17 protein-coding genes and 1 riboswitch are annotated in these 18,792 nt (G+C 46.4%); of the genes, 14 read left to right on the top strand and 3 right to left on the bottom strand.

What is annotated here, in order from left to right; all coding sequences use genetic code 11:
- Window positions 1-162 precede the first annotated feature (162 nt).
- Window positions 163-954 (top strand): ParA family protein, encoded by a 792-nt coding sequence (locus tag AC04Q6_RS04775; protein WP_118070685.1) that lies wholly within the window; start codon window positions 163-165, stop codon window positions 952-954.
- Window positions 941-1,384: a hypothetical protein gene (locus AC04Q6_RS04770; protein WP_178087476.1), complete on the top strand. Its 444-nt coding sequence runs from the start codon at window positions 941-943 to the stop codon at window positions 1,382-1,384. The genes AC04Q6_RS04775 and AC04Q6_RS04770 overlap by 14 nt, the downstream gene beginning before the upstream one ends.
- A 140-nt stretch (window positions 1,385-1,524) precedes the next feature.
- On the opposite strand, the gene AC04Q6_RS04765 is transcribed toward AC04Q6_RS04770, so the two are convergent.
- Window positions 1,525-3,246, bottom strand: coding sequence for an ABC transporter ATP-binding protein (locus AC04Q6_RS04765; RefSeq protein WP_118070687.1), 1,722 nt, complete (start codon window positions 3,244-3,246; stop codon window positions 1,525-1,527).
- A 447-nt stretch (window positions 3,247-3,693) separates the two neighbouring features.
- On the opposite strand from AC04Q6_RS04765, the gene AC04Q6_RS04760 reads away from it, so the two are divergent.
- Window positions 3,694-5,994, top strand: coding sequence for a PTS sugar transporter subunit IIABC (locus AC04Q6_RS04760; protein WP_119247798.1), 2,301 nt, complete (start codon window positions 3,694-3,696; stop codon window positions 5,992-5,994).
- Between the two features lie 239 nt (window positions 5,995-6,233).
- Window positions 6,234-7,061: a PRD domain-containing protein gene (locus AC04Q6_RS04755; protein ID WP_118169793.1), complete on the top strand. Its 828-nt coding sequence runs from the start codon at window positions 6,234-6,236 to the stop codon at window positions 7,059-7,061.
- 44 nt (window positions 7,062-7,105) lie between these two features.
- Here the strand turns inward: AC04Q6_RS04755 and AC04Q6_RS04750 are convergent, their stop codons facing one another.
- Window positions 7,106-7,984, bottom strand: coding sequence for a LysR family transcriptional regulator (locus tag AC04Q6_RS04750; RefSeq protein WP_118062725.1), 879 nt, complete (start codon window positions 7,982-7,984; stop codon window positions 7,106-7,108).
- A 166-nt stretch (window positions 7,985-8,150) separates the two neighbouring features.
- Here AC04Q6_RS04750 and AC04Q6_RS04745 point away from each other — a divergent pair, with 166 nt between their 5' ends.
- On the top strand, window positions 8,151-8,798 hold the full coding sequence (locus AC04Q6_RS04745) for a YoaK family protein (RefSeq protein ID WP_118062746.1): 648 nt from the start codon (window positions 8,151-8,153) through the stop codon (window positions 8,796-8,798).
- Window positions 8,799-8,813: 15 nt separating this feature from the next.
- A complete protein-coding gene (locus AC04Q6_RS04740) occupies window positions 8,814-9,569 on the top strand; it encodes a DUF4866 domain-containing protein (RefSeq protein ID WP_181988205.1) in 756 nt (251 codons plus the stop codon).
- 95 nt (window positions 9,570-9,664) lie between these two features.
- On the opposite strand, the gene AC04Q6_RS04735 is transcribed toward AC04Q6_RS04740, so the two are convergent.
- Window positions 9,665-10,963, bottom strand: a complete 1,299-nt coding sequence (locus AC04Q6_RS04735; protein ID WP_476389658.1) for a threonine/serine exporter family protein — start codon at window positions 10,961-10,963, stop codon at window positions 9,665-9,667.
- Between the two features lie 351 nt (window positions 10,964-11,314).
- On the opposite strand from AC04Q6_RS04735, the gene pckA reads away from it, so the two are divergent.
- The 8 genes from pckA to AC04Q6_RS04695 all read left to right on the top strand — a co-directional run bounded on the left by pckA (window position 11,315) and on the right by AC04Q6_RS04695 (window position 18,511).
- Window positions 11,315-12,919: a phosphoenolpyruvate carboxykinase (ATP) gene (pckA, locus tag AC04Q6_RS04730; RefSeq protein WP_118169798.1), complete on the top strand. Its 1,605-nt coding sequence runs from the start codon at window positions 11,315-11,317 to the stop codon at window positions 12,917-12,919.
- Between the two features lie 231 nt (window positions 12,920-13,150).
- A riboswitch (NiCo riboswitch) is annotated at window positions 13,151-13,338 on the top strand.
- Window positions 13,339-13,542: 204 nt separating this feature from the next.
- Window positions 13,543-14,472 (top strand): cation diffusion facilitator family transporter, encoded by a 930-nt coding sequence (locus AC04Q6_RS04725; protein ID WP_021976237.1) that lies wholly within the window; start codon window positions 13,543-13,545, stop codon window positions 14,470-14,472.
- A gap of 309 nt (window positions 14,473-14,781) precedes the next feature.
- Window positions 14,782-14,997, top strand: a complete 216-nt coding sequence (locus tag AC04Q6_RS04720; RefSeq protein ID WP_021976238.1) for a hypothetical protein — start codon at window positions 14,782-14,784, stop codon at window positions 14,995-14,997.
- A gap of 233 nt (window positions 14,998-15,230) precedes the next feature.
- The gene (locus tag AC04Q6_RS04715; RefSeq protein ID WP_021976239.1) at window positions 15,231-15,563 is read left to right on the top strand and encodes a rhodanese-like domain-containing protein; all 333 of its coding nucleotides are present in this window, start codon (window positions 15,231-15,233) and stop codon (window positions 15,561-15,563) included.
- Between the two features lie 194 nt (window positions 15,564-15,757).
- Entirely contained in the window at window positions 15,758-16,300 is a 543-nt protein-coding gene (yfcE, locus tag AC04Q6_RS04710) for a phosphodiesterase (RefSeq protein WP_118169800.1), read from the top strand.
- On the top strand, window positions 16,297-17,454 hold the full coding sequence (locus tag AC04Q6_RS04705; RefSeq protein WP_021976241.1) for a THUMP domain-containing class I SAM-dependent RNA methyltransferase: 1,158 nt from the start codon (window positions 16,297-16,299) through the stop codon (window positions 17,452-17,454). Before yfcE ends, AC04Q6_RS04705 begins: the two co-directional genes overlap by 4 nt.
- A complete protein-coding gene (locus AC04Q6_RS04700) occupies window positions 17,451-18,035 on the top strand; it encodes an XTP/dITP diphosphatase (protein ID WP_476389554.1) in 585 nt (194 codons plus the stop codon). Before AC04Q6_RS04705 ends, AC04Q6_RS04700 begins: the two co-directional genes overlap by 4 nt.
- Window positions 18,032-18,511, top strand: a complete 480-nt coding sequence (locus AC04Q6_RS04695; protein WP_021976243.1) for a metallophosphoesterase family protein — start codon at window positions 18,032-18,034, stop codon at window positions 18,509-18,511. Before AC04Q6_RS04700 ends, AC04Q6_RS04695 begins: the two co-directional genes overlap by 4 nt.
- Window positions 18,512-18,792 lie beyond the last annotated feature (281 nt).

Genomic DNA, 18,792 nt, shown 5'->3' with positions numbered 1-18,792 from the left:
TCCGGAACCTGCTGTTTTTGGGTGTATATACTGTTGTTTTATGTGAGGTTATTTTGTCGGTTTTCGTGGTTTTATGGGGGATGTGCTTGTTTTTAGGAGAACGTTATATTATAATAAGGGCAAGTGACAGAAAATACGAAATTATGTTGTCGGGAGGCTGTAATGGGAAATACAGTAACGATCTGTTTTGCAAATAATAAGGGCGGCAGCGGAAAGTCCACCAGCTGTTCCAATGTGGGAGCGGCACTGGCCGGCATGGGTAAGAAGGTACTGATGGTAGACGGTGATATGCAGCTGAATCTTTCCCTTTCTTTTTTTGATGAAGAGGAAGTTCTGAAGATGGCAGCTGGGGAAAAGAATCTCTACTATGCCATCGGGCATCAGTCGGATCTCAGTGATTTTATCGTGCATACGAAGTATGAGAATCTGGATCTGGTGCCGTCTTCCACTTTGATGAGTTCTGTGGAGTATGAGCTTTTTACAAAGTGGCAGAGGGAGTTTATCCTTCGGAAGTGTCTGCAGAAGGTGAAGGATTCCGGTGTTTATGATTATATTCTCATCGATGCGCCGCCGACTCTTGGTGGCTGGGTGATGAACATCTTATGTGCATCGGATTACGTTCTGGTTCCGGTGGAGGCAAGCCCATGGGGCATGTTTGGTCTTGCGAATATGTTTGATTTCCTCAATGAAGTCCGTGAGATCGCTCCGGCGCTTCAGGTTCTGGGAATCGTGGTGACCAAGGCGGATGCCAGAAAGAATTATTTCAAGCAGACCATGGAGACTCTGAAAGAGATGGAAGGAATCTACCTTTTCGAATCTTTTATCCGTGTGGACAGCTCCATCGAATGGTCTCAGGACAGCAGTGAACCGGTTGTGGAATTCAAAAAAAGCAGCCGCAGCGCAAAAGAATACATAGCATTGGCAGAGGAGGTAATGAATCGTGTCAGTAGGTAAAGCAAGCATCGCAAGAGCAGTAAATGCAGAAAAAGCATCCAAAACAGAAACAAAAGCAGAGGTAAAAGAGGCTGAGGTTAAAGTAGCAGAGAAGCCGGCAGAGGTAAAAGCAGAGACAGCTGAAAAAGCTGCAGAAAAGCCAGCTGCCAAGAAAACAGCAGCGAAAGCTCCTGCAAAGAAAACCACAGCAAAGAAAGCTGCCGCAACAAAAACAACCGCAAAGAAAACCACTACCAGAAAAACAACAACACGTAAAACCGCAGCAAAGAAAACAGCTGCAGCAGAAACAACAGGAACCGTAGCCCAGAACGTGATCAGCGGAGGAAACGCCGACGAACTCCAGGCCAAATTCCTCACCCCGAAGAAAGAACAGCCAGACAACAACCAGCCAGTAGGAATTAAGGACGAACTTCCGGTTTATCTGCTGTAATAGCTGATTGAATTAAAAAAACAAGTGACAAATAAAAAACTGCTATATATCTACATCATTATTGATAAGATATACAGCAGTTTTTATTTTTATCCCATAATAATTTCAGTGGGACAGCGAAGCGCCTCCCTCGTACCTTTCTACATATTGTAATATGCAGCATACACCCCATTCTGAGCGAGCAGCTCAGCATGAGTACCCCTTTCAGCGATACCATCCTCCGTGATCACAATGATCTCATCCGCATCGCGAATAGTAGAGAGTCTGTGAGCGATCGTAATCGTGGTACGGTTTTTCGAAAGCTCCTCCAGGCTCTTCTGGATCCACCGCTCGCTTTCGTTATCCAGCGCACTGGTAGCTTCATCCAGGATCAGGATCGGAGGATTTTTAAGGAACACACGTGCAATGGAAATCCTCTGCTTCTGTCCGCCGGAAAGTCTGGTACCACGTTCTCCTACATAAGTGTCGTATCCATCGGGAAGCTCCATGATAAAATCATGGATACTTGCACATTTGGCGGCTTTGATGATCTCATCGTCAGTAGCACCTGGTTTTCCATAGGCAATATTATCTTTAATGGTTCCATCAAAAAGATAAACATCCTGCTGCACCATACCGATCTGGCTTCGAAGACTCTTGAGAGTCAGCCCGCGGATATTTTTTCCATCTACAGTGATGGAACCGCCGGTCACATCATAAAATCTGGGCAGAAGAGAGCAGATCGTAGTCTTACCACTTCCGGAAGGCCCCACCAGGGCAATGGATCTTCCAGCCGGGATATCGATAGAAATATCGGAAAGTACAGGAGTCTCATCATCGCTGTAATGGAAAGAAACATGGTCATAACGGACATGTCCTTTAACATCCTTAAGCTCCACAGCATCATCGGCATCTTTGATCTCCGATTCCGTTTCCATCACATCCAGAAAACGGCGGAAACCGGAAAGTCCTTTCTGCATCATTTCCACAAGTTCCACCAGGATCTGGATCGGACTGATGAAGATTCCGATATACAGGGCATACATGGCAAGATCTCCGGTCTGCATTTCACCCTGAGCGATCAGATAACCACCGTAAACCAGAGTCACCAGATACATCATACCCTGGAAAAACAGGTTGGAACTCATGAAACCGCCCATGCAGTGGTAATTATCCCTTTTGGAAACAAGGAACGCTTCATTGCTTTTTTTAAATTTCTCCCGCTCAATGTCCTCATTTGCAAAAGACTGCACCACACGGATACCGGAAAGTGTATCCTGAAGACTTGCATTTACATCACCGATCTTACGCCGGTTTTCCATGAAGGTTTCCTGCATTTTTGCATTCTGGCGGAAAGAAAAAACAAACATCACGATCACCAGGATGATCAGCGGCAGTGCCAGCTTCTTGTTGATAAAGAACAGGAAGATAAAAGCGCCGACGATTTTTACCAGGGAGATAAAAAGATTCTCAGGTCCGTGGTGTGCAAACTCGGAAATATCAAAAAGGTCACTGACCAGTTTGCTCATCATCTGACCGGAATTATTCCGGCTGTAATAGGAAAAAGAAAGCTCCTGATAATGGTCAAAAAGCTCCCGGCGCATATCACGCTCCATATTTGCGCCCATCATATGTCCCTGACAGGTTACATAATATTTGCAGAGACTCTGCACAATGTACATAACAAAAAGAGAGACTGCGATCACAGGGAGGGCATGAAGAATCATATCCTTGTCCTGTGTAAAGAGTGTTTTTGTCATAGTACGAAGAATCTGGGGATAAGCAAGATCTACCAGACTGATAACGGCTGCACAGATCAGGTCAATAAAAAAGACCGCTTTGTACGGGCCGTAGTAGTGGATGAATTTCTTGATGGTATTCATCGGAAAAGTACCTCCGTTTTTATGAAATGTATAGTGTTGTCTGAGCAAAAAACATTGCTGCCGGACATTCTATGTTCATCTTATCATAAGTAAGAATAAAGTCAAGATAAGTGAATTTCAGGTCTGTTTCGTTTCTGAATACTTTCGGAGAATAGTAGCTATATGGCTGCTGTTCACAGGTAATATTCCGCGAGGGATTGCTGGCAACGGAGCGGATAGTGATATGAGGAGATATATTTTGGGGAAAAAATCAAATTACTCCTTGACATATCAATGCAAAAACCGTATAGTGTATTTCAGATTTGGTGTGTAACTGATAAGCAGGCATTAACCAGTCATAAATGTTATTATTTTTTATTTGACGTTTATGGGGGTTGGTGTCTTTTTTTTGTTGCCCACTTAAAAGATTCCCTCTCCAGAACGTCGAAAGAAAAGGAGAGAGAAAACATGAAAGACAAGATTTTCGGAGTTTTGCAGCGTGTGGGACGTTCCTTTATGCTCCCCATCGCAATCCTTCCTGTGGCAGGCCTGCTTCTTGGATTCGGCAGTTCTTTCACAAATGAGACGACCATTGCAACTTACGGACTTGAGAAGATCCTGGGAGACGGAACCATCTTAAATGCACTCCTGATCATCATGAACAAAGTCGGAAGTGCGGTATTTGATAACCTGCCCCTGATCTTTGCAGTAGGAGTTGCCATCGGTATGGCAAAAAAAGAGAAAGAGGTAGCAGCTCTTTCCGCACTGATCGCTTACTTCGTTATGAACGTAGCCATCAATGGTATGCTGGTAGTAAATGACAAGATCACAGCAGACGGACAGATCGCAAAAAGCGTTCTGGAAGGTACCGTAACTTCTGTCTGCGGCATCCAGTCCTTACAGATGGGTGTGTTCGGCGGTATTATCGTTGGTCTTGGTGTCGCGACACTCCACAACCGTTTTCATAAGATCGTGCTTCCAAACGCACTTTCTTTCTTCGGCGGTTCCAGATTCGTGCCGATCATTTCTACCATTGTATACATGTTTGTGGGAATTCTGATGTATTTCATATGGCCGGTAGTCCAGAACGGTATTTATGCGCTGGGCGGCCTTGTGACAGGCAGCGGTTATATCGGAACCCTGATCTTTGGTATTATCAAACGTGCGCTGATCCCGTTCGGACTTCACCACGTATTTTATATGCCGTTCTGGCAGACAGCTGTTGGCGGAACCATGGAGGTTGCAGGCCAGATGGTACAGGGCGGACAGAATATTTTCTTCGCCCAGCTTGCGGATTCTGCACATGTAGCCCATTTCAGCGCAGACGCAACAAGATATTTCTCCGGAGAATTTATTTTCATGATCTTCGGTCTTCCGGGAGCAGCACTTGCCATGTACCGCTGTGCAAAGCCTGAGAAGAAAAAAGCGGCAGGCGGACTTCTTCTTTCCGCAGCCCTTGCATGTATGCTTACAGGAATCACAGAGCCACTGGAGTTCTCTTTCCTGTTTGTAGCTCCTGCATTGTTTGCGGTACAGGTTGTTCTTGCAGGCGCGGCTTATATGATCGCACATATGCTGAATATTGCAGTAGGACTTACCTTTTCCGGCGGTTTCCTTGATCTGTTCCTGTTCGGGATCCTTCAGGGAAATGCAAAGACAAGCTGGCTCAGGATTATCCCGGTAGGTATCATTTACTTTATTCTCTATTATGTGATCTTCACCTTCCTGATCAAAAAGTTCAACTTCAAGACTCCGGGACGTGAGGATGACGACACAGAAACAAAGCTTTATACAAAAGCAGATGTAAACGCGAGAAAAGAAGCCGGAAAAGCCGGTGAAGCAGCAGGAAGCACATCCGCAGATCCGGTAAGTGAAGCCATCACAGCCGGTCTTGGCGGAAAGAAAAACATCAGCGATGTGGACTGCTGTGCAACACGACTTCGTATCACGGTTCATGACGCAGCAAGAGTCAACGATGACATTCTGAAAACCACAGGTTCCAGAGGAATCGTGAAAAAAGGCCAGGGTGTCCAGATCATCTACGGACCACAGGTAACCGTGATCAAATCCAAACTGGAGGATTATCTGGAGACTGTGCCAAATGAGTATTTTGAAAGTGCAGAGAATGCGGATGCAGACAGCACGGGAGATCAGAGTCAGTCTGCAGCACGTACAGCAAATGATCAGAATATGCAGCAGTCAGCAGTCGGTGACAGCCAGAAGGCAGGAAGTACAGGCGAGACTGCTCAGAACGCAGGCCAGACATCCACAGCCAGCGCAGCTCAGTCAGAGAAAAAAGTTCTGAGAACAGCCATCATCTACAGCCCGGTAACCGGTATCGCTGCAGATCTTTCCACAGCGCCGGATGAAGGCTTTGCGGAAGGAATGATGGGAGAAGGTGCCGTAGTCACACCGAAGGATCCGGTGATCTGTGCTCCGGAAGACGGCGAGGTAGAGTTTATTTTTGACACAAAACATGCTATCGGATTCCAGACAGATACAGATCTTCCGATGCTTCTCCATATCGGAATCGACACCGTGAAACTGGAAGGAAAAGGTTTCGAGATCCTGGTAGAGCAGGGACAGCATGTGAAAAAAGGCGAACCACTGATGAAGATCGATATCCCGTATCTCACAGAAAATGCTCCGTCCTTATGTTCCCCGATCCTCTGCACAGAGATCGAGGACAACCAGAGAGTACGCCTTCTGGCAAACGGAGAGATCAAGGCAGGAGAGCCGTTGTTTGCAGTGGAGACTGTGGAAGAATAAGAAATTTTTCAGCAATAATATAGATGATCATTTTATGGAAAGCGCGCCTAATGCCCGGGCGCGTTTTTCCTGTTCAGTGGTCATCAGAAGAGCTTTACACGAAAGACAGATTCTGTTACGATAAAGAAAATCGACAGCTGCAGACAGAAATGCTGACAGAATATCCGGGGCAGATGGTGAAAAAAATAAGGTAGAATGTGGAAAAGCAGCAGGATATATAAAGATGGTGGGGAAAAAAGATGTACAGAGTGAGCAAGGTATTGAACAATAACGGCGTCATTGCCATAAATATGGAAGAAAACCAGGAATATGTGCTTCTGGGAAAAGGTGTGGGATTCGGAAAAAAGGTCAGCCAGCGTTTTGAGATGCCTTTCGGCTGCACCCTTTACAGACTGGCTCAGGAGACAGAACGCGGTTCGGCAAAAGAGCTGGCAAAAAGTGTGGCGCCGGAGTTCCTTGAGATCGCAGACGAGATCTTAAGAGAAGCGGAGAAAACTTTCGGGGATACCATAGATAAGGGAATCCTGTTTCCGCTTGCAGACCATATTTCTTTTGCAGTGGGGCGTATCCGGAACCATGAGCAGATCAGCAATCCCCTGACGGATGATATCAAGGTGCTTTTTTACAGCGAATTCAAGGTGGCGGAAGTTCTGAAGAAGATCCTGAAAGAGCGGATGGATATTGAGATCGATGATCATGAGGTGGGATATGTGGCCCTCCACATTCACTCCGCACTTGGAGATGAGAAGGTGTCCGTTGCCATGCAGACAGCAAGAACAGTCCGGGAATGCATCGCCATGATCGAGATGGCTACAGGAAAAAAGATTGATGTTATCTCTCTGTCCTACAATCGTATGATGAATCACATCAAATATATGGTAGCCCGTGTCTCCACAGGGGAGACACTGAAGCTGGATATGAATGATTATATAGAAGAAAAATATCCGGAATCCTACAGGATCGCAGAAGATGTCTGCGAAAGCCTGGGGAAAAGTCTTGGCAAAAAACTGGACCCCATCGAGATCGGATATCTTGCCATGCATATCGAGCGGACCGTGGAGCAGTAAACGTAAACTCGTGATCCACCGCAGGTATTCACACAATAAATTATTCACACAATAAATTCAATAGCTTTTTTGACAGCAGTACTCATGGTAGTACTGCTGTTTGTGACCAGGCAGACTTCTCGCTGGGGAAGTGGCTCCTTAAGCTGAAGGGCAAAAATCTTCCCGTCATTGATCACTTCCCGGGCAAGGGGCTCGGGGTAAAAGCCGATTCCCAGATTGTGGACGATCATGGGAAGGACCTGGTCTGTAGTTGCTGCCTCAATGTCAGGATGAAAAGAAACACGGTTTTCCATAAAGTAATTCATATACATTTCTCTGGTGCTGGTCCCTTCCGCAAGACCTACAAAGGGCAGATCCTGAAGCTCATGGATGCTGATAGGGGCAGTGGTCAGATCCTTATATTTGCTTCCGCATACAAGGATCTCCCGGTAACGCAGGAGACTTTTTTTCTGTAAAGGCTTGCGGATGGAGATCGGAGTGGTGACAATAGCGAAATCCACCGCATAATTTTTCAGTGCCTGTACAGCCTGGGGAGTAGAATGGTTGAAAAGGCGCAGGCGAACATGGGGATATTGCTCGCGGAACAGCTCCAGCTTTTCCAGAAGGATCAGACGCAGGGCATTTTCACTGGCGCCGATGGAAACCAGACCATGCTCCAGCTCTCCGTTCTGGCGGATTTCCTCCTCGCCGATGGACAGCTGCTCAAAAGCCAGGGCAACGTGTTCATAAAGCTGGCGGCCTTCCGGTGTAAGTGCGATTCCCTTGTTGGAGCGGAGAAAGAGCGTACATTTCAGCTCCTGCTCCAGGTTGTTCATACAGCGGGTGATATTTGGCTGGTTGTTATGAAGAGCCCGTGCTGCCTTGGTAAAACTTTTATACTGGGCTACAAAATAAAAGATCCGGTAGTAGTCATAAGTGATCATGTATTGTCTCCATCCTGTGATATGATTTTAATATGTTTACGATATTAATAATACTTTTTACATTTGCTTCTGAGCAAACTATAATACACCCGAGGAAAAAAATCAATGACGGGAGTGATTTGGAGTGGTTTCAGGAGGCAGAAAGCTGCAGAACGCAGACCGACAGATGTCAGAAGCTTTCATTACAAGTATATTTCTGGCAATGTCCGGCGGATTTCAGGATGCCTACACATATTTTACAAGAGATGAGGTGTTTTCCAACGCCCAGACCGGTAACGTGGTGCTGATGAGCCAGAATTTTATGACAGGACAGTGGGGAGAAGGATTAAGATATCTGTTTCCGATTCTTGCTTTTGCCATCGGTGTTGTGGCAGCAGAGCGGATCCAGAGTACCTTTAAATATGCAAAAAAACTTCACTGGAGGCAGATGATCCTGCTGATCGAGATCCTGATCCTTTTTGCGGTGGGATTTATGCCGGGAGAATTGGATATGCTGGCAACCGTACTGGTATCCTTTTCCTGCGCCATGCAGGTACAGACCTTCCGGAAGGTGGGCGGTTATTCCTATGCAAGCACTATGTGCATCGGAAATTTACGAAGCGGCACGGCGGCGTTGTCCGTGTATTGTCGTGAAAAACGTCCGGAACAGCTGAAGCAGGCTCTTTATTATTTCGGGATAATTTTCTTTTTTGCCATTGGAGCCGGTGGCGGAGGAAATCTGTCCATGAGGCTGGGGATCCCGGCAATCTGGGTATCGGATGTTTTGCTTCTGATCAGCTTTATTCTGATGTTTTCCAGTAAACATAGAGATTAGAAAGGGTGAGGAATTGTGGAAAACAGCACATTATTCCCAAGAGAGGAAAAGGCGGAGCTTTTATTTGAAAAGATCCTGAAGGATCCGGAGGCGTGCAGACGGCTGACGGAGACCTTCTATGAATCCATGGATGCGGATACAGACATAGAATGCGGATATCTTCCTCCGGAAAAATTCGCCTATGCATTGCTGGACGCATATAAAAACCGTGATTTGACTGCTCTCCTTATGGCGATCTGCCAGAACAGTATGTTTGATCTTCTGCGAAATTCTTTTCTGGCACCGTTCAGGTTCAATGCAGATGGACAGGAGAATCCGGTGTTTCTCACAGATGAAAAAGGAAATTTTCTGCGGGAAAAGGGAATCCATGTAAGTGACAGGGATTACGACCGATTTCGCAGGATATACAGGGAGAAGCCTGGTGTAAAGATGTATCTGGCGTATGGCTACCGGAAGCGACATGCCTATGATGAAGATACCATGGAAGTAGAAGAGTACAAAATGGGCGAACATATCGGTGTGCTGCTGGTGTATGAGATTCCGGACAGCGTAAAGGAAAAGGAAACGGAGGCACAGGCCTATGCGGCTGTATGGGATATCATGATGGCAATTCAGAAGAAGCTTCCAAGAGCTTTTGTGTATTATGGGCAGGATTCTGTGGAGGATGGTGGAAAACGTTATGACGGACTGGGCGTTTTTCTCCCCATCCATAAATTTGCGGACCGCCTGGAAAAAATGATCGGGATTGCGGATGAGATCGTAATGAAATAGAGTGTATAAAAAAGGACTGCTTTTGTATTGCTCCGGTTATCAGAAGGATAGCTGATGACCGGAAGCTACAGAAAGCAGTCCTTTTTGTATGCCCATCAGGTGCAGTAGCGGAACATTTTGTCCGTAAGGATCCTGGCGAAAATAAGGCCCAGGGGAAGAGCAACGATGATCAAGATCGCAGCTGCAAACCAGGAGGCGGAAACATTCAGGGACATGATCCCCAGATTGTAGATCGCCCGGTAGAGATAAAGTCCGGGAACCATGATCACAATGGATGGTACGGTAATGGAAATCCTGGGATATCCCACTTTGGTTTTGATGAGGGAGGCCAGAAGTCCGGCTGTCAGTGCTCCGAAAAAAGCCGCGGCAGCAGGTGGGAAACCGGCAAGATCAACAAGCTCCAGACGTAAAGTGTTGGACAGTGCGCCGATGAAGGCGGCAGCTGCGGCTAGACGGACAGGGCTGTTGAACATGAACGAAAAGCCGAATACCCCGCAGAAGCTTGCCAGAAGCCGGAACAGGATCCTCTGAGCTGCTGAAAGCTCCAGAGGCAGGAAATCCACAGGCTTCAGATGAAGAAGCAGTGCCATCAGCCAGGCAGAGACAGCAGCCACCATTACAACAATAATGGCGTAGGCCAGTCGTTCCAGACCGGAACGCATATCCAGCTTGGCAAGGTCGATCCCGCTTGTGATAAACGGAAAGCCCGGAATGATAAACAGCATGGAACAGATGTACCCGGCCTCATGCTGGACGGAAATGTGGAACAGAAGCTCTGCCAGCTTCAGGAAGCCTGCATATACAAGACAGGCGGAGGAAACAGAAACTGCAATGCACATAAACAGAGTAAAATGATGCTTGCCAAGCTTGCAGCGGATGGCGTTTCCGATGCCTGCGCCTGCAAAAGCCAGGATCATTTCCAGCGGGCCACCGCCCAGAAGAAAAGTAAATGCACCACAGGCCAGTGCAGAAGCCATTCCCAGGGCTGCAGGGGAATAAAGCCCGTGGATCCGCTCGATCTCATCTAACTGACTGTGCAGTGTTTCACCGCTCATATGGATACCCTCCGCAGGAAAATCACTGACAAAATGTTCCAGCCTGTTCAGTCTGGAAGTATTTACGCCGGTGGTAGTCAGGCTAAGTGCATGGGAAAAACTGCTCTCACCGTCAAAGCAGGTGTAGCTTATAGACATTAGTCCGATATCTGCGGAGCAGGTGATGCCAAGTGCTTCTGACAATGTATTCATGGAACTCCGTACCCGCCAGGCACCGGTCCCACAGGAGAGAAGCATCATGCCTGTACGGCCGATCAGGGAAGCTTTTTCGGAAAGAGAAGCCTCGGTGATGGGCTGGCTGTTCCTGGCGCTTACGTAGTTGTGCCAGGGGATTTTCATATGATTACGTTTAACCGGAATATCTGACACAGAAATCACTTCTTTCTATATATTAAAATAGTATAGTTATTATTATAAATATATATAATAACTATAATCAGATATATTGTAGCTATTATTCTGAAAAAGTCAAGCGTAGATGAAATAAAATCTGACAGTACTAAAACGTCACTGTTAAAGATTTATCATTTTTTTGCGGAAAATGAATTTTTTTGGTTGCTTTTACGTACAATTTATGTATAATTGTGGATAGGGATGTTGGAATGACCAATTCCTATGGCAGGATGACGAGAACCTGCAAGAGTAGGTGGCTATCATAATTACTATTAAAGAAGAGAGGTAAATGTTAAGATGGCAAAAATCGATTTAACAAAGTATGGTATTACCGGAACAACTGAGATCGTGTACAATCCTTCTTACGAGACATTATTCGAGGAAGAGACCAAACCAGAGCTTGAGGGATTTGAGAAAGGTCAGGTCAGCGAGCTTGGTGCTGTCAATGTAATGACGGGTATCTACACAGGACGTTCCCCTAAAGACAAATATATCGTTATGGATGAGAATTCCAAGGACACAGTTTGGTGGACATCCGATGAGTACAAGAATGACAACCATCCTGCAACTCAGGAAGCTTGGGCTGCAGTTAAAGATCTTGCGCAGAAAGAGCTTTCCAACAAGAGACTTTTCGTAGTAGATGCATTCTGCGGAGCTAACAAAGATACACGTATGGCTATCCGTTTCATCGTTGAGGTTGCTTGGCAGGCACACTTCGTAACAAACATGTTCATTCAGCCAACAGCTGAGGAGCTTGAGAACTTTGAGCCAGATTTCGTTGTTTACAACGCATCCAAGGCTAAAGTTGAGAACTACAAAGAGCTGGGTCTTAACTCTGAGACAGCTGTAATGTTCAACATTACAAGCCGTGAGCAGGTTATCGTTAACACATGGTACGGCGGAGAGATGAAGAAAGGTATGTTCTCCATGATGAACTACTATCTGCCGCTTAAGGGCATCGCTTCCATGCACTGCTCTGCAAACACAGACCTTAACGGAGAGAACACAGCAATCTTCTTCGGTCTTTCCGGAACAGGTAAGACAACACTTTCCACAGATCCTAAGCGTCTCCTGATCGGTGATGACGAGCACGGCTGGGATGACAACGGAGTATTCAACTTCGAGGGTGGATGCTACGCTAAGGTTATCAACCTTGACAAAGAGTCTGAGCCGGACATCTACAATGCGATCAAGAGAAACGCTCTTCTTGAGAATGTAACACTTGATAAAGATGGAAAGATCGACTTCGCTGACAAGAGCGTAACAGAGAACACACGTGTTTCCTACCCGATCAACCACATCGAGAACATCGTTCGCCCGGTATCTTCTGCACCGGCAGCTAAAGAAGTTATCTTCCTGTCCGCAGATGCATTCGGCGTACTTCCTCCAGTATCTATCCTGACACCGGAGCAGACACAGTACTACTTCCTTTCCGGATTCACAGCTAAACTTGCTGGTACAGAGCGTGGAATCACAGAGCCTACTCCTACATTCTCCGCTTGCTTCGGACAGGCATTCCTTGAGCTTCACCCGACAAAATATGCTGAGGAGCTCGTTAAGAAAATGGAGAAGAGCGGTGCGAAAGCATACCTCGTTAACACAGGATGGAACGGAACTGGAAAACGTATCTCCATCAAAGATACTCGTGGTATCATCGATGCTATCCTTGACGGATCTATTCTTAAAGCTCCGACAAAGAAGATCCCATTCTTCAACTTCGAGGTTCCGACAGAGCTTCCAGGCGTAGATCCTGCAATCCTTGACCCACGTGACACATATGCAGACGCTGCAGAGTGGGAGACAAAGGCTAAAGATCTTGCTGCAAGATTCGTTAAGAACTTTGTTAAATATGAAGGAAATGCTGCTGGTAAAGCACTCGTTGCTGCTGGCCCGCAGGCATAATCGATCATTCCAACTGAATACAGATCGTAGATTTGACCGGGAGTGGATTTATCCGCTCCCGGTTTTATAATATCTGTAATACCTTAAAATCCTACTATAAAATATAAAAAATCTTTGGCTTGACTAACAGATGGTGCAAGGTGTATCCTTTCTGGGAAGTCAAGCGGAAGACCCGCAAGACTGTAAAAATTCTCTTTGCACTGCATTACATTCGAACAGGATGCGAGATCAACAGTACAAACTGAGCAGGCGACGCCATTCAGAAACAGAGTATTTATCTGAGGGCGTGGGGCCGGGCCGCAGGAAGCGGCAGCGGATATGGATTTGAACGCAAATTGTGAAACAATTGCATTCATGAATATGTAGTGAAGCGGAAGATGAGTATCCGCTTTACTTTCAGACATATCTGCGGGACAGTGTATGTTTCGCAGGTATGTCTTTTTTACTGCAAAAATATGGATGGAACAGAAGGTAGAAACTGGGAGATCCCTATGTAGATAAGAAAGAACACCGGCGGAAATCGCAGTTCAGCGAGTAGTGAAAGAACCGCCGGTTTTTTCACGGAAAATGTTGTGCCATAAGAAAGACCAGAATCATATGCTAATCAAAAGGAGGTCCTGTTTATGGAACACACAAAAAACGAAACGATTATACACGACACAGATAAAGAAAGCTCATGGGAACAGCAGACGGCGATGAAGGTGTCCGGGATCAGTATCCTGGTAAATCTGCTGTTATCCATATTTAAACTTATCGCCGGTATTGCGGCGCATTCCGGAGCGATGATTTCTGATGCGATCCATTCTGCATCCGATGTGGGAAGTACTTTTATTGTTATCATCGGTGTCCGTCTTTCTGCAAAAAAATCGGACAAGGAGCATCAGTACGGACATGAGAGAATGGAGTGCGTTTCTTCCATTGTTCTTGCGGGGATGCTGCTTGTAACAGGTCTTGGCATCGGCATTACCGGTGTCCGTGATATTGTAAAAAGTACATCCGGCGGAACGATCGCCATCCCTGGAACCCTTGCGCTGATCGCGGCAGTGGTATCCATCGTGACAAAAGAGTGGATGTTCTGGTACACAAGAGGTGCTGCGAAGAAGATCAATTCCGGAGCACTGATGGCAGATGCATGGCATCACCGCTCTGATGCACTTTCCTCTATCGGAGCCTTTGTGGGTATCTTCGGAGCAAGACTGGGATACCCCATCCTGGATCCTGTTGCCAGTATCGTGATCTGCTTTATGATCGCCAAAGCTGCGATCGATATTTTCAGGGATGCTATTGACAAGATGGTAGATCACTCCTGTGATGCAAAAACCGAAGAATCGATGCGCCGTGAGATCCTCAAGGTGCCGGGCGTCAGAAGAGTGGATCTTCTTCGAACCCGCCTTTTCGGATCCAAAATGTACGTGGATATCGAGATCGCGGCGGCAGGAGAAATATCCCTCAACGATGCACATGATATTGCGGAAAATGTGCATCATACCATCGAAGATAAATTCAAAGACGTAAAGCACTGCATGGTGCATGTGAACCCCATCAATGGATAAAAAACAGGCCGCCGGAACGACAATGATAAGGTCGTTCCGGCGGCCTGTTCTTTGCATAGAGAAACACCCGGTAGGGGAGCTACCGGGTGTTTCGAGGGGAGTATAAATAATTAAATAAGGGGTTATGTAAAAAAAATTTTTGAAGGGTAAATTCTTTTTACAAGAATGATTATAATATAAACTGGAAAAAAAAGCAATATCATTTTGGCGAATAATCTCCAAACTTTTTGGGATACTATTTCCTGTAATAAAAAGCGGCAGAAAGCTTCAGAAAGCCGCAAAAATCAACTTCATCAGGAGGTAATTCAAATGGCGAAAAATTACGAAACAGACAGAAATGAGTCCAATTATGCGGGAAAAAATTACGGGGAAAGTGATTCCAGAAACTGCGGAAAAAACAGTTCCAGAAACAGCTCCAGAAATTCTTCTAAAAACAGTTCCAAAAACAGCTACGGCAACAGTTACGGAAACAAAACATCCGACGAGTACGATTCAGAGAAAGACAGAGAGTCCGACAGATACTAGATATTCAGGGTAAGTGATCCGGAAGATACTAGGCAGAGGATCAATACGCAATAAGCAGAAGCACCATTTTTATGCGGTACAGGATCCATCAGTCAGTTGGCCGGATCATACAGAAAAAATCGGAAAAAAAGCGGGAAAAAGTCAGAGCTGGCTTTCTCCCGCTTCCATACATATAAGGGAACATTCCTACAGAAGCTTCCATATAATATAGCAAAAAGAGGAGAGATTTTTCCATGTTTCAGATCGAAACTATCTCTGCCAAAATGCTGGATTATTATGTGGAGCGCAGTGACGCCGTTATCATAGATCTCCGGGATCCGGTCTCCTACAAAAAGGGACATGTCCGGAACGCAGTAAACATTCCATACCATGAGCTGGAAGAATATCTTGAGAAACAACAGGAGCAGAAGTACCAGTTTTCAGGAGATAAGATCCTGATCCTTTACTGTGACCGCGGTGGTGCCAGCATGCAGGCCGCCCGGAGCCTGGCAAGAGCGGGCTGCCGCACCCGGTCTGTGATCGGCGGATTTGCAGCCTACAGAGGCCGGAATCTTGTAAGCGGATAAAACAGAGTAATAGATCAGAGGAACCAGGAAATCGCAGGGCGGCATCGAAACGGAATCACTGTTCGCTCCGTGACCAGCATTGAAGGGGATTACGAATGCATGACTGGCAATGGCTTGTGCTTGTATTTTAAAGGAAATCATGATAATGTAAAGAACAGGAATAAAAATGACACAAACCACAAGGAGAAAAGATTATGAAATATATGTTCGCGTCCGATGTACATGGTTCGGCATACTACTGCCGGAAAATGCTGGAAGCATATGACGAAGAGAAGGCGGAGAGACTGGTACTTCTGGGAGATCTGCTTTATCACGGTCCGAGAAATGACCTTCCGAAGGAATACGCACCGAAGGAAGTCATCCGCCTTTTAAATGAAAGAAAAAATCAGATCTACGCAGTACGCGGAAACTGTGAGGCAGAGGTAGACCAGATGGTCCTTGACTTCCCGGTGATGGCAGACTACTGCATTCTCGCCATCGATGGAAAAACTCTGTACGCCACACACGGTCACATCTACAACAAAGATAACCTTCCGCCAATGATGGAAGGCGACATCCTGATCCACGGCCATACACATGTGCTGAAAGCAGAAAACATGGGAAATTATATCCTTCTGAACCCAGGTTCCGTATCCATTCCAAAGGAAGGCAACCCGCCAACCTACGCAATCCTTGAGAACGGAATTTTTACAATCAAAGACTTTGAAGGAAATACAGTACGGGAGATCACTTTATGAATCTGTGGGAATTAACAGCGCCCTGCCATTTCGGAACAGAGGCGGTACTGAAACGTGAAATACTGGACCTTGGTTATGAAGTGACCAAAGTGGAAGACGGAAGAGTAACTTTTGAGGCAGACGCCCAGGGTGTGGCAGACGCCAATCTGTTCCTCCGCACCACAGAACGCGTCCTTCTGAAAGTAGGCGAAGTAAAAGCCGAGACATTCGACGAACTTTTTGAGAAGACCAAGGCTCTCCCATGGGAGAATTACATACCGAAGAACGGTAAATTCTGGGTAGCCAAGGCAAACTCCATCAAGAGTAAACTTTTCAGCCCATCCGATATCCAGTCCATCATGAAAAAAGCCATCGTAGAACGTCTCAAAGGCATCTACGGAATTTCCTGGTTCCCGGAAGACGGTCCGGAGTTCCCAATCCGTGTGGCATTTATGAAAGATGTGGCCCTGATCGGGATCGATACTTCCGGCGTATCTCTTCATAAGAGAGGATACCGCCAGATGACCGTGAAAGCACCCATCACAGAGACACTTGCCAGCGCACTTCTGATGCTGACCCCGTGGAAAAAAGACCGTATTCTCGTGGATCCTTTCTGCGGAAGTGGTACCTTTCCCATTGAGGCGGCAATGATGGCAGCGGATATGGCACCTGGAATGAACCGCCACTTCCTGGCTGAGAGCTGGGAACATCTCATCCCGAAGGAATGCTGGGAAGATGCAAGAGAAGAAGCCAGAGAGCGGGTAAATCTTGATATTGAGACGGATATCCAGGGCTTTGACATCGATGCGGCAGCTATCAAGGCAGCACGGGCCAATGCAAAGATGGCAGGAGTGGACAAACTGATCCATTTTCAGCAGAGACCGGTCAGCGAACTCCGCCACTCCAAACCGTTTGGTTTTATTGTGACCAATCCGCCCTATGGTGAGCGAATCGAGGAAAAAGAGAATCTTCCGGCACTGTACCGTGAGATCGGCGAGAGCTATAAGCGCCTGGATCGCTGGTCCATGTATCTTATCACCGCCTATGACAAGGCAGAGAATGATATCGGCCGAAAAGCAGACAAGAACCGTAAGATCTATAACGGAATGATGAAAACCTACTATTACCAGTTCCTTGGACCACGTCCGCCGAAGAAAGGAAGTATAAAAGAATGAAAAAGATCATTTTTGCCACTGGAAACGAGGGGAAAATGAAGGAGATCCGAAGGATACTTGCGGATCCCCAGCTTGAGATCCTTTCCCTGAAAGATGCCGGAATCCATGCGGATATCGACGAAAATGGAAAAAGCTTCGAAGAAAATGCCATGATCAAAGCTGAGGCCATCTGCAAAATGACCGGTGAGATCGTTCTGGCAGATGATTCCGGCCTTGAGATCGACTATCTGAATAAAGAGCCGGGAATCTATTCCGCACGTTACATGGGAGAGGACACTTCCTACCACATCAAAAACGCGAACCTGATCGAACGTCTGGAAGGTGTACCGGATGAGAAACGTACCGCACGTTTTGTCTGTGCCATTGCGGCGGCTTTCCCGGATGGCAGAAGAGAGATGGTCCGTGCCACCATGGAGGGGCGCATTGGATACGAGGAAAAAGGCGAGAACGGTTTTGGCTATGACCCGATCTTTTATCTTCCGGAATATGGCTGCACTTCCGCAGAACTTTCCATGGAAGAAAAAAACAGGATCAGCCATCGCGGAAAAGCCCTTCGCCTTATAAAGGAAGAACTTGTATGAAGGTGCTGATCGTGAGCGATACCCACGGAAGAGATGAAAACCTGGAGATCGCAGTAAACCGGGAAGCTCCTTTTGACATGCTGGTGCATTGTGGAGACGTGGAAGGCAGAGAATTTTATATCGAAGCCCTCGCAGACTGTCCCTGCAGCATTGTATCCGGAAATAATGATTTTTTCTCCGATCTTCCAAGAGAAGATGTGATCGACATTGAAGGAAATAAGGTACTGGTGACACATGGTCACTATTATGGCGTGTCCATGGCTTTTGACCAGCTGGCAGATGCTGCAAAACAGCGTGGCTGCAATGCGGCATTTTTCGGACACATTCACGTGCCGGTCCTGGAAAAAGAAGACGGAATTCTTCTTGTAAACCCCGGAAGCCTGGCCTTCCCAAGGCAACGGGGCAGAAGACCCAGCTATGCAGTTCTGGAAACGGACGGAAACGGCGGGATGGATGTGGAGATCCGGTACTTATAAATAAGAAGTATTATATAGAAAAAAAGAAATGCCGCAGAGTTGTATACTCTGCGACAAACAAAAAGACGCCTGTACAATATTTACAGGCGTCATATGAACTAAAATTATTGGAATAAATTTTCCCTCGGAGGAATTACAGGCTCCGGCAGCTATCGGCTTGTTATCACCGTAACAAAAGATCAGCGAACAGTTATGGAAGTTCCGTATTATTTCATTGTCCAGTAAGTACAATCAGATAATTTATATCATACAAAAGAGGCCAGGTTCAATGTATACTTTGA

The sequence above is a fragment of the Blautia sp. HA9023 genome (genome assembly GCF_056504095.1).
The sequence above is the reverse complement of the archived record's forward strand: the minus strand, read 5'-3'. Positions and strand labels throughout refer to the sequence as shown.

Excerpts from the sequence above, each read along its gene's own strand:
- AC04Q6_RS04775 (WP_118070685.1), top strand. The coding sequence starts at position 163 with ATGGGAAATACAGTAACGATCTGTTTTGCAAATAATAAGGGCGGCAGC.
- AC04Q6_RS04765 (WP_118070687.1), bottom strand. The coding sequence starts at position 3,246 with ATGAATACCATCAAGAAATTCATCCACTACTACGGCCCGTACAAAGCG.
- AC04Q6_RS04760 (WP_119247798.1), top strand. The coding sequence starts at position 3,694 with ATGAAAGACAAGATTTTCGGAGTTTTGCAGCGTGTGGGACGTTCCTTT.
- AC04Q6_RS04755 (WP_118169793.1), top strand. The coding sequence starts at position 6,234 with ATGTACAGAGTGAGCAAGGTATTGAACAATAACGGCGTCATTGCCATA.
- AC04Q6_RS04750 (WP_118062725.1), bottom strand. The coding sequence starts at position 7,984 with ATGATCACTTATGACTACTACCGGATCTTTTATTTTGTAGCCCAGTAT.
- AC04Q6_RS04745 (WP_118062746.1), top strand. The coding sequence starts at position 8,151 with ATGTCAGAAGCTTTCATTACAAGTATATTTCTGGCAATGTCCGGCGGA.
- AC04Q6_RS04735 (WP_476389658.1), bottom strand. The coding sequence starts at position 10,963 with ATGAAAATCCCCTGGCACAACTACGTAAGCGCCAGGAACAGCCAGCCC.
- pckA (WP_118169798.1), top strand. The coding sequence starts at position 11,315 with ATGGCAAAAATCGATTTAACAAAGTATGGTATTACCGGAACAACTGAG.
- AC04Q6_RS04725 (WP_021976237.1), top strand. The coding sequence starts at position 13,543 with ATGGAACACACAAAAAACGAAACGATTATACACGACACAGATAAAGAA.
- AC04Q6_RS04720 (WP_021976238.1), top strand. The coding sequence starts at position 14,782 with ATGGCGAAAAATTACGAAACAGACAGAAATGAGTCCAATTATGCGGGA.
- AC04Q6_RS04715 (WP_021976239.1), top strand. The coding sequence starts at position 15,231 with ATGTTTCAGATCGAAACTATCTCTGCCAAAATGCTGGATTATTATGTG.
- yfcE (WP_118169800.1), top strand. The coding sequence starts at position 15,758 with ATGAAATATATGTTCGCGTCCGATGTACATGGTTCGGCATACTACTGC.
- AC04Q6_RS04705 (WP_021976241.1), top strand. The coding sequence starts at position 16,297 with ATGAATCTGTGGGAATTAACAGCGCCCTGCCATTTCGGAACAGAGGCG.
- AC04Q6_RS04700 (WP_476389554.1), top strand. The coding sequence starts at position 17,451 with ATGAAAAAGATCATTTTTGCCACTGGAAACGAGGGGAAAATGAAGGAG.
- AC04Q6_RS04695 (WP_021976243.1), top strand. The coding sequence starts at position 18,032 with ATGAAGGTGCTGATCGTGAGCGATACCCACGGAAGAGATGAAAACCTG.